The organism is uncultured Thalassospira sp. (assembly GCF_963976115.1).
GTDB lineage: Bacteria > Pseudomonadota > Alphaproteobacteria > Rhodospirillales > Thalassospiraceae > Thalassospira.
This window is the reverse complement of the sequence record NZ_CAXBJJ010000008.1, coordinates 25647-38377: the sequence shown is the minus strand read 5'-3', so window position 1 is coordinate 38377 and position 12731 is coordinate 25647. Positions and strand designations below refer to the sequence as shown.

17 protein-coding genes and 1 tRNA gene are annotated in these 12731 nt (G+C 51.9%); 16 read left to right on the top strand and 2 right to left on the bottom strand.

The annotated features are described in order from the left end of the window. The first annotated feature begins 65 nt into the window (after window positions 1–65). Genes glyA through thiL form a run of 8 tightly spaced genes read left to right on the top strand, consistent with a single transcriptional unit; the run spans window position 66 to window position 6668 of the window. On the top strand, window positions 66–1340 hold the full coding sequence (gene glyA / locus AAC086_RS11745) for a serine hydroxymethyltransferase (protein WP_339778861.1): 1275 nt from the start codon (window positions 66–68) through the stop codon (window positions 1338–1340). A 28-nt stretch (window positions 1341–1368) separates the two neighbouring features. Then, on the top strand, window positions 1369–1839 hold the full coding sequence (nrdR, locus tag AAC086_RS11740) for a transcriptional regulator NrdR (protein WP_339778860.1): 471 nt from the start codon (window positions 1369–1371) through the stop codon (window positions 1837–1839). Between the two features lie 2 nt (window positions 1840–1841). Beyond that, window positions 1842–2963, top strand: coding sequence for a bifunctional diaminohydroxyphosphoribosylaminopyrimidine deaminase/5-amino-6-(5-phosphoribosylamino)uracil reductase RibD (ribD, locus tag AAC086_RS11735; protein WP_339778859.1), 1122 nt, complete (start codon window positions 1842–1844; stop codon window positions 2961–2963). A gap of 5 nt (window positions 2964–2968) precedes the next feature. Next, window positions 2969–3556, top strand: a complete 588-nt coding sequence (locus AAC086_RS11730; RefSeq protein ID WP_339778858.1) for a riboflavin synthase — start codon at window positions 2969–2971, stop codon at window positions 3554–3556. A 5-nt stretch (window positions 3557–3561) separates the two neighbouring features. After that, a complete protein-coding gene (gene ribB / locus AAC086_RS11725; RefSeq protein ID WP_339778857.1) occupies window positions 3562–4722 on the top strand; it encodes a 3,4-dihydroxy-2-butanone-4-phosphate synthase in 1161 nt (386 codons plus the stop codon). Then, entirely contained in the window at window positions 4719–5189 is a 471-nt protein-coding gene (ribH, locus tag AAC086_RS11720) for a 6,7-dimethyl-8-ribityllumazine synthase (RefSeq protein WP_339778856.1), read from the top strand. The genes ribB and ribH overlap by 4 nt, the downstream gene beginning before the upstream one ends. Continuing rightward, on the top strand, window positions 5189–5686 hold the full coding sequence (gene nusB / locus AAC086_RS11715) for a transcription antitermination factor NusB (protein ID WP_339778855.1): 498 nt from the start codon (window positions 5189–5191) through the stop codon (window positions 5684–5686). Before ribH ends, nusB begins: the two co-directional genes overlap by 1 nt. A gap of 1 nt (window position 5687) precedes the next feature. Then, a complete protein-coding gene (gene thiL, locus AAC086_RS11710; protein WP_339778854.1) occupies window positions 5688–6668 on the top strand; it encodes a thiamine-phosphate kinase in 981 nt (326 codons plus the stop codon). Between the two features lie 36 nt (window positions 6669–6704). On the opposite strand, the gene AAC086_RS11705 is transcribed toward thiL, so the two are convergent. Continuing rightward, window positions 6705–7157: an outer membrane protein assembly factor BamE gene (locus tag AAC086_RS11705; RefSeq protein ID WP_339778853.1), complete on the bottom strand. Its 453-nt coding sequence runs from the start codon at window positions 7155–7157 to the stop codon at window positions 6705–6707. 162 nt (window positions 7158–7319) lie between these two features. Between AAC086_RS11705 and AAC086_RS11700 the strand changes: the two genes are divergently transcribed. From AAC086_RS11700 to AAC086_RS11670, 7 genes are all read left to right on the top strand, one after another. Then, entirely contained in the window at window positions 7320–7865 is a 546-nt protein-coding gene (locus AAC086_RS11700) for a ubiquinol-cytochrome C chaperone family protein (protein ID WP_339778852.1), read from the top strand. Between the two features lie 26 nt (window positions 7866–7891). Further along, a complete protein-coding gene (locus tag AAC086_RS11695) occupies window positions 7892–8464 on the top strand; it encodes a YceD family protein (RefSeq protein WP_339778851.1) in 573 nt (190 codons plus the stop codon). Window positions 8465–8610: 146 nt separating this feature from the next. Beyond that, window positions 8611–9681 carry a phosphate acyltransferase PlsX gene (gene plsX, locus AAC086_RS11690; protein WP_339778850.1) on the top strand — a complete coding sequence of 357 codons (1071 nt, stop codon included), beginning with the start codon at window positions 8611–8613 and terminating at the stop codon, window positions 9679–9681. A gap of 43 nt (window positions 9682–9724) precedes the next feature. Further along, window positions 9725–10696, top strand: coding sequence for a beta-ketoacyl-ACP synthase III (locus tag AAC086_RS11685; RefSeq protein ID WP_339778849.1), 972 nt, complete (start codon window positions 9725–9727; stop codon window positions 10694–10696). A gap of 178 nt (window positions 10697–10874) precedes the next feature. Next, window positions 10875–11165: an integration host factor subunit alpha gene (locus AAC086_RS11680; protein WP_085583110.1), complete on the top strand. Its 291-nt coding sequence runs from the start codon at window positions 10875–10877 to the stop codon at window positions 11163–11165. Window positions 11166–11184: 19 nt separating this feature from the next. Continuing rightward, window positions 11185–11706 carry a MerR family transcriptional regulator gene (locus AAC086_RS11675; RefSeq protein ID WP_339778848.1) on the top strand — a complete coding sequence of 174 codons (522 nt, stop codon included), beginning with the start codon at window positions 11185–11187 and terminating at the stop codon, window positions 11704–11706. Between the two features lie 65 nt (window positions 11707–11771). Further along, a tRNA-Pro gene (locus AAC086_RS11670) sits at window positions 11772–11848 on the top strand. A gap of 163 nt (window positions 11849–12011) precedes the next feature. Here the strand turns inward: AAC086_RS11670 and AAC086_RS11665 are convergent. After that, a complete protein-coding gene (locus tag AAC086_RS11665) occupies window positions 12012–12260 on the bottom strand; it encodes a hypothetical protein (protein WP_339778847.1) in 249 nt (82 codons plus the stop codon). Between the two features lie 97 nt (window positions 12261–12357). Here AAC086_RS11665 and cutA point away from each other — a divergent pair, with 97 nt between their 5' ends. Next, window positions 12358–12696, top strand: a complete 339-nt coding sequence (cutA, locus tag AAC086_RS11660; protein ID WP_339778846.1) for a divalent-cation tolerance protein CutA — start codon at window positions 12358–12360, stop codon at window positions 12694–12696. Window positions 12697–12731: the final 35 nt, after the last annotated feature.

Sequence of the window (12731 nt, the reverse complement as noted above, 5' to 3'; positions counted from 1 at the left end):
TGCCAATTGGCATGAACCAGGGCTTTCGGGCTCTTTTATTTCCCGTTTTATCGAAAGGCTTTCGAATGTCTTTTAACGGCTTTTTCTCTACCGGTCTGGCTGACGCTGACCCGGCATTGTTCAAATCCATTTCCGACGAACTTGATCGTCAGAAAAATCAGATCGAACTGATTGCTTCGGAAAACATTGTTTCCAAGGCCGTCATGGAAGCACAGGGATCTGTTCTGACCAACAAATACGCCGAAGGGTATCCGTCACGCCGTTATTATGGCGGGTGCGAATTTGTTGATGTCGCAGAAGAGCTTGCCATCAATCGCGCCAAAGAACTGTTTGGGTGTGAATATGTTAATGTGCAGCCCCATTCGGGTGCGCAGGCAAATGGGGCTGTCATGCTGGCGCTGTTGCAGCCAGGTGATACTGTATTGGGCATGTCGCTTGATGCTGGCGGACATCTGACGCACGGCGCACGTCCGGCATTGTCGGGAAAATGGTTTAATGCCATTCAATATGGTGTGCGCGAGCAGGACTTTCTGATCGATTATGACGATGTTGAAGCCCTGGCTGTTGAACACAACCCGAAACTGATCATTGCTGGTGGTTCTGCCATTCCGCGTCAGATCGATTTCAAGCGGTTCCGTGAAATTGCTGACAAGGTCGGTGCCTATCTGATGGTTGATATGGCGCATTTCGCAGGGCTGGTCGCCGGTGGCGTCCACCCGAGCCCGCTGCCTTATGCCGACATTGTTACCACAACGACGCACAAAACCCTGCGCGGTCCGCGCGGCGGCATGATTTTGTCGAACAACCTTGATCTTGGCAAGAAAATCAACTCGGCCGTGTTCCCTGGTTTGCAGGGTGGCCCGTTGATGCATGTGATTGCCGCCAAAGCGGTTGCTTTTGGTGAAGCATTGCGGCCTGAATTCAAGGTTTATGCGCAGCAGGTTGTTGATAATGCCCGGGCACTGGCTGATGTCTTGCAGTCACGCGGTTTTAACATTGTCACCAACGGCACCGACACGCACCTGATGCTGGTTGATCTGCGCCCCAAAAGCCTGAAGGGCAATGTGGCGGATGTGGCTCTGGAACGGGCAGGGATCACGTGCAACAAAAACGGCATTCCGTTTGATACCGAAAAGCCGACCGTTACGTCGGGTATCCGTCTGGGAACCCCGGCAGGAACAACCCGTGGCTTTGGTGTCGAGGAATTCAAACTGATCGGCAAGCTGATTGCCGACGTTCTTGATGCCCTGGTTAACCAGCCTGAAGGCGATGCCGAAATAGAAGCATTGGTTCGTGCGCAGGTTCAGGATTTGTGCAATAAATTCCCGATCTATAGCTGATTTCTCTGAAATATAGCGAGAACAGATAATGCGCTGCCCGTTTTGTAGTCACGACGATACCCAGGTTAAGGACTCTCGTCCGACCGAGGAAAATCACGCCATTCGCCGGCGTCGGTTTTGCCCGGCCTGTGGATCACGATTTACCACTTTTGAACGTGTTCAATTGCGGGAATTAATGGTGGTGAAAAAAGACGGGCAGCGCGAATTGTTTGATCGCGACAAGCTGGCACGATCGATTTTTCTGGCATGTCGCAAACGCCCGATAGAAGATGAAAGGGTCGAAAAGGCCCTGAACGGTATTCAGCGTCGGCTGGAAAGCAGCGGTGAAAGCGATATCACCACCGACACCATTGGTGAAATCGTTATGGAAGCATTGCACGCCCTCGATCAGGTCGCATATGTGCGCTATGCTTCTGTTTATAAAGATTTCTGCGAAGCTCGTGATTTCGAGGAATTCGTGGAAAACATGCAAGACAGTGACGATTCTCCGGATAAATGACCATGACCGGTTCGAGCTTTGGCGATGATGACCGGCATTTTATGCGGGTCGCTTTAAGTCTTTCGCAGCGCGGATTGGGAAATGTATGGCCCAACCCGGCAGTTGGCTGTGTGCTGGTGGCCAGGAATGGCGAAATTGTCGGGCGCGGCTGGACAAAGCCCGGCGGGCGGCCCCACGCCGAACGCGTTGCGTTGGATCAGGCCGGGGCAAAGGCATTGGGGGCAACGGCCTATGTCACACTTGAACCCTGTAGCCATTTTGGCAAATCCCCTCCCTGTGCTCTGGGCCTGATTGAGGCGGGTGTCGCCCGCGTTGTAAGTGCCCTTGAAGACCCGGACCCCCGTGTTTCAGGACGTGGTCACCACATGTTGCGAGACGCGGGAATAGTCGTTGATACCGGTCTGATGACAGACGTCGCACATCATCACAATGCCGGTTTTTTGGCGCGGGTTACGCGTAATGTGCCGCTTGTTACCCTGAAGCTGGCTGGCAGCATCGATGGACGATCCGCCCTTGGCAATGGCAAAAGCCAGTGGATTACCGGCAGCCGCGCACGCGAACAAGGTCACTGGTTTCGTGCCAATCACGACGCGATCATGGTTGGCGCCAATACCGTCATTGCCGATAACCCCGATTTGCGATGCCGGATCGCCGGACGAGAGGAGAGTTCGCCGGTGCGGATCGTACTGGATCGGACTGCTGTGGTGTCGCCGGAATGTGTTTTGGCGCAAACCGCATTCCAAACGCCGACCTGGCTGGTGGTGGCTAAGCAGAATTTGGCCGATGCACAAAAAGTTTTTGCAAAAACAGCGGTAAAAGTGATCTCGGCCCGGTGCGTCGACGGGCATTTCGACTTACATAATGTATTGCATATTCTGGCTGAACAAGGGCTTACCCGTATTCTTGTTGAAAGTGGAGGCAGGCTGGCGGCATCACTTTTGCAACAAGGGTTGGTTGACCGTGTTGCTCATTTTCAGGCACCCGGCATTATAGGTGCCGATGGCAAGGGAATTATCGGGGATTTACATCTGGATGATCTGATACAGATGTATCGTTTTAAGCAGTGCCTGGTTAAGAATGTCGGTCAGGATTTAATGATAAGCTATGAAAAAATAACGGATTAATTGCAATGTTTACAGGTATCATTACCGACATCGGTACGGTTCGGAAAATTGAAAAACGTGGCGATACCCGGTTCGAGTTCAATACAGCCTTTGATACGGCCAAAATTGATCTTGGCGCCTCGATCGCGTGCAATGGTGCCTGCATGACCGTTGTTGAAAAAGGCGAGGGCTGGTTTGCCATCGAGGCCTCGACCGAAAGCCTGTCGCTGACGACACTGGGGGAACTGGTTGTTGGCGCACGCCTTAACCTGGAACAATCCCTGCGCATGGGCGACGAACTGGGTGGCCATATCGTTTCTGGCCATGTCGACGGTGTTGCCATTTTAACAGCCCTGCATCCCGAGGGCGATTCAGTGCGGATGACGTTTGAATTGCCCGATGAATTTGGTCGCTATGTGGCGCGCAAGGGATCGATCACCCTTGATGGCGTATCCCTGACAGTGAATGAAGTAGATGACAATTCGTTTGGCATTAACGTGATTTCACATACCCAAAACAACACCACACTGGGCGGCCGCAAAGCAGGTGACCGGTTCAATTTTGAAATTGACATGCTGGCGCGTTATGTCGCGCGCATGGTCGGAAAGGACTGACCCCTATGCCGCATCGTTATTTGTCACCAATCGAAGACGTTATCGAGGAAGCCCGCAACGGGCGGATGTTTATTCTTGTTGATGACGAAGACCGCGAAAACGAAGGTGATCTGGTGATCCCTGCGCAAATGGCAACACCCGATGCCATCAATTTCATGGCGACGCACGGGCGCGGCCTGATTTGCCTGACGCTGGAGTCTGCGCGGTGCGACCATTTGGGCCTGTCGCTGATGACGACCAGCAATGGCACCCGTCACGAAACGGCATTTACTGTTTCGATCGAGGCCAAAACCGGGGTTACCACCGGTATTTCCGCCCCTGATCGTGCGCGGACCATTTCAGTCGCGATTGATCCGTCGGCTGATCGCCATGAAATTGTGACGCCTGGGCATGTTTTTCCGTTACGTGCGCGCAATGGCGGTGTTCTGGTGCGTGCGAGCCATACCGAAGCATCGGTTGATATCGCCCGTCTGGCGGGCCTTAACCCGTCTGGCGTGATTTGCGAGATCATGAATGACAAGGGTGAAATGGCCCGGTTGCCTGAACTGGTTGAATTTGCGCAAAAGCATGATCTGAAAATTGCGCAGATTGCCGATTTGATCCGCTATCGGCGCAAGCATGAAAAGGTTGTTCAGCGCAAGGCAAACACCCGGATCGACAGTATTCATGGCGGTGCGTTTGATTTACACCTGTTCGTAAATACCCTTAATTATGCCGAGCATATCGCCCTGACCAAGGGCGATATTAACGACGGCAAGCCGGTTTTAACCCGTGTTCACGCGCTGAATGTTCTTGATGATGTTTTAGGCGACCGCCAAACCGGGCGCGGCGGCGAATTGCATGCGGCAATGAAGGCCATTGCCGAAGAAGGCAGGGGTGTTATTGTTCTTATTCGCGAAGCACGGGCCAACAGCCTTTCCAACGCCATTGCCGGGATCATTGATCATCATGGCGGTGACGGTTCGGCGCTAAGGGATAACGTAACGGCTACAGATTCGATAGAACCCGATCTGCGTGATTACGGCATTGGTGCGCAAATTTTGCATGATTTGGGGGTGCGAGACATGATTCTGCTGTCAAACACCAAACGTCACATCGTAGGGCTTGACGGATTTGGTCTGAATCTGGTTGATCAGCGTCCGCTTTGCGTCTCGGAGGTAAAATGAAAAGCAGTAGTTCCCCGCACATCCTGATTGTTGATGCGCCATATTATACCCATATCGTTGAAGATCTGGTCAAAGGTGCTGCCAGCACGCTTGAAGCGGGTGGGGCAACGTGGGATCGTTTGTCGGTTAGCGGCGCGTTTGAAGTGCCAATCGCCATTCGTTATGCTGTTCAGTCAATGAACGAGCTTGCCACCGGGCCACGCTATGACGGGTATCTGGCACTTGGTTGCGTTATCCGGGGCGAAACCACACATTACGAACATATCTGCAACGAAGCCAACCGTGCGCTGATGCAGCTGTGCATGGATAATTGCCTAGCGGTTGGAAACGGTATTCTCACCGTTGAAAATGAGGCCCAGGCACTGGCGCGCGCACGTGCGGATGAAAAGAACAAGGGCGGAGAGGCTGCTACGGCAGTTTTGCGTATGATCGAAGTTCAAAACCATTTTGGAATACATCACAAGTAATGACCGACAAATCCAAACCTTCAATCGCCCAACGGCGTAGTGCCGCCCGTTTTGCCGCCATTCAGGCGCTTTATCAGGCTGATGTGTCACAGGTTGCAGCCGGGCGTGTTGTTCAGGAATATTCCGAATTCCGGCTTGATGGTCTCGGCCAGCGTGATGCGGACGAGCCTAACGAAAATCTGATCGATCCGGATCGCGGTTTTTTTGCCGATCTGGTGCAGGGCGTTGAAAATCGCCTTCCTGATATTGACGGGCTGATCGATGGCGCGCTTGAAAAGGGCTGGACGGTCAAACGTCTGGAATCCGTTTTACGCAGCATCATGCGGGCAGGAACATACGAATTGATGATGCGTGAAGATGTTCCGATGCGTGTTGTGATTACCGAATATGTTGATGCCGCTCATTCATTTTTTGATGAAAATGAACCGCGCCTGGTCAATGCCGTTTTGGATCGTATTGGCAAGTCACTGCGTCCGCTTGAGGCGAACAAGGATTGATATGGCAGAGCGGTCGAGTGAATTTGAGCTGATCGCGCGCTATTTTACGCCTATAGCCAGTCGTTCGGCGGCATCGTTGGGGTTAACCGACGATGCCGCCATTTTTTCATCGACGCCAGGTGAAGATAGCGTTGTCACCTGCGATGCGTTGGTTGCTGATGTCCATTTTCGGGCCGAAGATGACCCGGCAACAATCGCGCGCAAGGTATTGCGGGTCAATTTGTCGGATATCGCGGCGATGGGTGCCCGCCCGATGGGGGTGGTGCTGGCTGCTGGCTATAATCGCAACCTTCCCGAAGAATGGATTATCGCCTTCGCCAAGGCTTTTGGCGAAGATTGCGCCCATTGGCATGTGGATCTGTTTGGTGGCGACACCGTATCGACTCCCGGGCCGACTTTTTTCAGTTTGACGGCATTGGGGGCGATTGCGCAGGGACGTGCGTTGCGACGCGATTGCGCGCGCCCGGGCGATGTTGTCGCCGTGTCAGGTACACTTGGTGATTCTGCATTGGGGCTTGCGGTTTTGCAGGGCAGACTGGATCTTAAAAATGCGGCTCATCATGATTTTTTATGTGACCGTTATTGGTTGCCGCAACCGCGGTTAGCACTTGGCATGCAGGCCGCGTCGCTGGGGACACGTTTGTCAGCAATGGATATTTCCGATGGGTTGGCCGGCGATATTCGAAAAATGACCAAGGCATCCGGTGTGGGCGTGATTTTGCATCAAAGTCACATTCCGCTCTCTGATGCTGCCAAAGCAGCCCTTGAGCTTGACCCGTCACATTGGCAAACCATTCTTGCTGGCGGTGATGATTATGAATTGCTGTTGTGCGGCTCTGCCACGGATATAAAACGTTTGGGGCAGGATGTTACGGTTATCGGCACTGTGACCGATCGGATCAATGAGGTTTTAATGCAGGACCTGAACGGAAAAATGGCCGAACTCACCAAAGGTGGATTCGACCATTTTTCAATAAGATAAAGCTGATTGTTAATCAGGTTGATTGGAATACGCCGTTTATTTTGCTTGATCGCTAAAGCGGCCAAGGTTGCCAAACAGCTGTTGTAGGATCGTCAGTTCGCGACCCGCCGTCGGCGTTACCCGATCCGTTGGTTCAACCCGTTTGCCATCTTCAAGATGATACTGTTTGACCAGATCGACACGATTGGCTGTGTCAAAGCTGATGACAACCACCTCCTGCTTGACAACTTCAGGTTTGAAGAAAGCAACCGTTTCGACCTGGCGCGAGATATAGAGCCAGACATTCGGATCAAACGTTGCAATACTTGAGGGTGTCCCAAGAATATCGGTTACATCGCCTTTGGTCGACTGACCAACTTTAATTTGATCCAGGTCCTCTGGTTCTGGCAAATTGCCGCGATTGGCAATTTGCGGGCTGCAGCCAGCCAGCCAGGCGGCGGTAAAACCGGCGATGACGATAAAGGTGAAGCGCTTTATTCTTGAATGCATTGAACCCACCGGAACGATCCGCTTGTTGACGTCGTAAATGAATTGCCTTGAGTTTCAGCGCTGAGCGCATGATATTGCCGGGCAACGAACGGGACATAGCGCCCCGGGAAATTCAGGGCATTCTGCTTGCCATGGCGCGAATGTCAACGAAGGAGTGATAACTTGTTTGGCTGGTTAACAAAAAAAGGCAAAATTCATGATGCAGCCTTTGCTTTATATACAGCTTTGGTAAGTCAGGCGCGTCAACCTGCATTTTACATACAAGGTGGCGTTGCCGACACAAAAGAAGGCCGTTTTGACCTGATTTTAGTGCATGCTTTTATGCTGTTTCGCCGATTGAAAACCAGCCCTGCACAAAAAGAACTTGCCCAGCAGGTGTTTGACGTGATGTTTGCGGACCTGGACCAGAATATGCGCGAAATGGGGATCGGTGATGTTGGAATCCTGAAACGCATCCGCAAAATGTCGGAATCCTATCATGGCCGCATCGTTGCCTATGAAGAAGGCATCGCCGCCGGGGATACGGCACTGGGGGCAGCACTGGATCGTAACCTGTTTGCAGAGACCAACGTTACGGTCGGGCAAATAGCTGCCATGACGTCATATATTTATGCCACGGTCGACCACCTCGCCACTTTGGACGATGCTGCGTTGATACAGGGTGAAGTTTCATTTCCGGCGCCGACATATGATGCGACCGGATCGTAAAAAACCGAAAACAAAAGAGCTTACGCATGTCTGATAATCTGACGCCGGAATTTTCCCGCATTGTCAAAGTGCAGGAACTGACCGCAAAAAAGACCACCATTGAAATTGATGCCAGTGCGGCAGAACGGGCAGCACTGGCAGACCGTTTTGATCTTGCCAGCATTGAAAAACTGACCGCAAAGCTGACCTTGCAACTGGCGGGCAACGGCGAAGTGACGGTTCGTGGGCCGCTGCATGCGGAAATTACCCAGCGTTGCGTTGTTACCCTGGAGCCGGTGCCTGAAATTGTTGATGACGAGATTGAAGTTCTGTATTCGCCACATGTCAGTGAAGACAGCCTGCCATCAACAGCAGACGACCTTGAAGGTCTGAGCGAAGACGAATTGATGGCACTTCTTGATCAGCCCGAGCCACTGACCAATGGTATTGTCGATCTTGGCGAAGTTGCTGCCCAGTTTCTGGCCATTTCGATGGATCCCTATCCGCGCAAGGAAGGTGTTGATATCGAGGAATTCGTCGAGGAAGAAGAAGCTGAGGAAAAGCCGAATCCGTTTGCGAAACTGGCCGGTCTTAAAGACAAGCTGGAAAACAAGAACTGATCATTCTAACGCTTTACCTTGTGCCGAACCGGAATTTCCGGTAATTACGGGCTTTCCGGGCGTATCTGCCAAACCGCGGCGCAGACCGGTTTTGCGGCGGTTACGTTTTCCTGTATAAATGTTTAAAACAACGACAAGAGAATACATTGCCTGAACAGGTTCGCATTTCACTTGACGCGATGGGGGGAGACCACGCGCCCGACATGGTCGTCGCGGGGGCAGAAATCGCGCTTAAACGTATGCCGCATTTAAAATTTTTAATGTATGGCGATGAAACGCGGATCAAACCGCTTTTGGACAACTGCCCCGAACTGGCAGCTGTAACCGAAATTCGCCATGCATCACAGGAAGTAACGATGGACGACAAGCCCTCGGTGGCTTTGCGTCAGCGCCGGGACTCCAGCATGCGGCTGGCTATCAATGCCGTCAAGGAAGGCGAGGCACAGGGAGTTGTGTCGGCTGGAAACACGGGCGCACTGATGGCAATGGCCAAGTTTGTTTTGAAAACTTTGCCCGGAATCGACCGTCCGGCAATTGCAACATATATGCCAACCCAGCGTGGCGAAACCATCATGCTGGATCTCGGTGCCAACATCGAATGCAATGAAGATAACCTTGTGCAGTTTGCTCTGCTGGGCGAAGTTTTTGCCCGGGTTCTGTTTGGTATTGAAAAGCCGTCAGTCGGTTTGCTTAATGTCGGGATCGAGGAACTCAAGGGCAATGAATCGGTAAAAAAGGCAGCATCGATTTTACGGGAAATCAACCTGCCCATTCAATTTGCCGGTTTTGTCGAAGGCGATGACCTGGCCAAAGGGACGGTTGATGTTATTGTAACCGATGGTTTTACTGGCAATGTCGCCCTGAAGACGGCCGAGGGGACGGCGCGGTTGCTGGTTCATTTCTTGCGTGAAACCTTCCGCAGTTCGTTTTGGGCCAAGGTCGGTTATCTTTTGGCCCGCCGGTCCTTGCAACGTTTTCGCGAACGCATGGACCCGCGCCGTTATAACGGCGCGATGTTGTTGGGTCTGAATGGCATTGCCGTGAAAAGCCATGGCGGAACAGATGCGCTTGGTTTTTCAAATGCCATCGGTGTTTGTCACGATTTGATTGCCAATCGATTGAATGACACGATCAAAGCCGAAATCGCGTCGTTCGAAGCTGAAATGTCAAAGACGCAAGCTGACGATCCTGCTGTCTTGCCAACTGGCACCGCATAATAACTTTTTCGTTTAAACTTTCGTATATTGGCAGTTTCCCATCATGACAGTTCGTTCACGCATCATCGGTTGCGGTTCCTATCTTCCTTCGACAATCCTGACCAATGAAGAATTATCCAAACGCGTTGATACGACTGACGAATGGATTGTGTCGCGAACGGGTATCCGCCAGCGCCACATTGCTGCTGACGGCGAAATGACCAGCGATCTGGCCTATAATGCAGCCGTGCAGGCCATGGAACATGCCAATGTGAGCGCTGCTGATATCGATATGATCATTGTGGCCACAGCGACGCCAGATAATACCTTTCCGGCAACGGCGACCAAGGTTCAGCAACGGCTGGGCGTCGTTGGTTTCGCCTTTGACCTGCAGGCGGTCTGTTCTGGGTTTGTCTATGCCCTGACCACGGCGGATATGTATATTCGGAATGGTCAGGTCAAAACGGCGCTGGTTATCGGTGCCGAAACGTTTTCGCGGATTCTGGATTGGGAAGACCGCCGCACCTGTGTGTTGTTTGGCGACGGGGCAGGGGCTGTTATTGTTCAGGCGCACGAAGGGCGCGGTACCATCGAGGACCAGGGCATTCTGGCATCGCGGCTTCATTCGGATGGCAGTAAATATGAATTGCTGCATGTTGATGGCGGGCCGTCTTCCACCCAGACTGTTGGTCATTTGCGAATGGAAGGCCGAGAAGTATTTCGCCATGCAGTAACCAATCTGGCCGCTGTTATTCGCGAAGTTCTCGATGATACCGGCATCAGTGCAGAACAGATCAACTGGCTGGTTCCTCATCAGGCCAATCAGCGCATCCTTGATGGAACGGCACGCAAGTTCGGAATTTCACCTGATCGCGTTGTGATGACGGTTGATCGCCATGCCAATACGTCGGCAGCGTCGATCCCGCTTGCTCTTAGCGAAGCCGTACATGATGGTCGCATCAAGCGCGGCGATATTATCGTCCTTGAAGCGATGGGCGGCGGCTTCACCTGGGGGGCGTCACTGATTCGCTGGTGATACGGTGATGGTTTTTGGTCGAAAAACAGGCTATTCTATTAAAAATTATTGAAAATCAATGATTTGGCCTAAAAAGTGCAACTTTCCGCCATAATCACGTGTATCCTATTGATATTGACTGGTTTAGCCACCAACTATAATCTTGTGTTCATTGCCCTGTTATAAGGAGGCGGTCTGCATGTCGGAAACAACGGTTACCCGCGCCGATCTAGCCGAAGCGGTCTATCAGGAAGTCGGCCTTTCGCGCAACGAATCTGCCCAGTTATTGGAAACGGTACTTGATGAAATCTCTGGCGCGTTGATTCGTGATGAAGTTGTAAAAATTTCGTCATTTGGCAGCTTTTCTGTCCGGAGTAAGGGGGAACGAATTGGTCGCAACCCTAAAACGGGTGAAGAAGTGCCAATATTGCCGCGGAAGGTGTTGGTTTTCAGGCCATCACAAGTTCTTAAATCGCGCATTAACGCATAATTACGAATAAACGCGATCAATGAAAAATGAACTGGGGGAAACGGCGAAAAATCGCCGTACCGTAAAGTCTGACTCTGCCTTCCGCACAATTAGTGAGGCTGCAACCGAATTGGGATTGCAACAACACGTATTACGGTTCTGGGAGCAGAAATTTCCGCAAATCAAGCCCATGAAGCGGGCGGGAGGACGGCGTTATTACCGGCCCGATGATATCGAATTCCTGCAGGGTATTCGCGCACTTTTGCATGATCAGGGCTACACCATTAAAGGTGTGCAAAAACTGATTGCGCAAAATGGTGGAACTCTGCCCGATGGTGCCGTGTCGTCTCCGTTTGCGCAAGACAGTCAGGATGATGGCGAACGTCGTCTTCAGGGTTCTGCCGGTGCAGAATCGTCGCCATTGGTGGATGGTGTTGATGTTGCTTCAAATTCTGGCAATGCCGGTATTGATCGAGATGCCTTGACGAACCTTCTGGGTGAATTGGAAGAGCTTCAATCGCTTTTGCAGACTGCCTTTGAAAAAGTCGGAAAAAATCCATAAAAACTATTTGCGTCTTGGGCGTAGCGGGGCTATGTATCTGTCCGCGCCGCAAGGTGCACATCGGTCGGAGCGTGGCGCAGCCTGGTAGCGCACCTGCATGGGGTGCAGGGGGTCGGAGGTTCGAATCCTCTCGCTCCGACCAATATCTTCTTAAAATTTTAATCTGCTTTCAATCACCTGCCCGAAATATTTGGTGCAGGTTTTTTGTTATTTGCGCACATAAGGCAGCATGTACGACACAGCCTGTCACAAGGTCGTTCGCCGCACCTTATTCCAAAATGAGTTGTTCTTATAAAAACCTGGTATTATTCCTTTTCACCTTTGGCGGCCTTGCACCCATTCGGTGTCAGCTTACATACCAGCCAGTCGGGTTTTAACGGATTGGCAAACCACGGTTCTGCCCAGCCATGTTTAATGCAGGCCTGTACGGTTTTTGCCGGTATCTGACGACCGTTTGCATCAAATAACGGTAATTTTCCGCCGGGCTGGGTTAATCCGCGCTGCAGCCAGCTATATTGGGTGTCGGTCGGTTTCGCCGCCTTGGATGGGGGCATGATAAACGTTCCCTGTTCTGCATGATGGCAAAGGATACGATCTGGCAGGCATCTCTGATGTAAAGTTTCGCTGATATTTGAAACAGGAGCAACCGGCATGACACATTTGCCTGCCAGTAATGACAAACTTGTCATTCTGTATGTCACTTTACCCGATATTAACTGTGGCAAGGATATTGCCCGGTCAGCAATCGGCCTCAAGCTAGCTGCATGCGCCAATATTTTACCCGCCATGACGGCCATTTATGAATGGGAAGGGCAGGTCGAAGAGGAAAATGAGGTCGTGCTGCTGTTAAAAACCGGTTACGCGCAGGTTGGCGCCCTGATGGATCATGTTACTGTTCGGCACCCATACGACACCCCCTGCATCATGGAGCTGCCTGTGGGCCGTATCAATGATGGTTACGCAGCCTGGTTGAGCGCGCAGCTTCGATGAGTTTTCGACAATGAAGTGAACGTTTGTGAACAGCA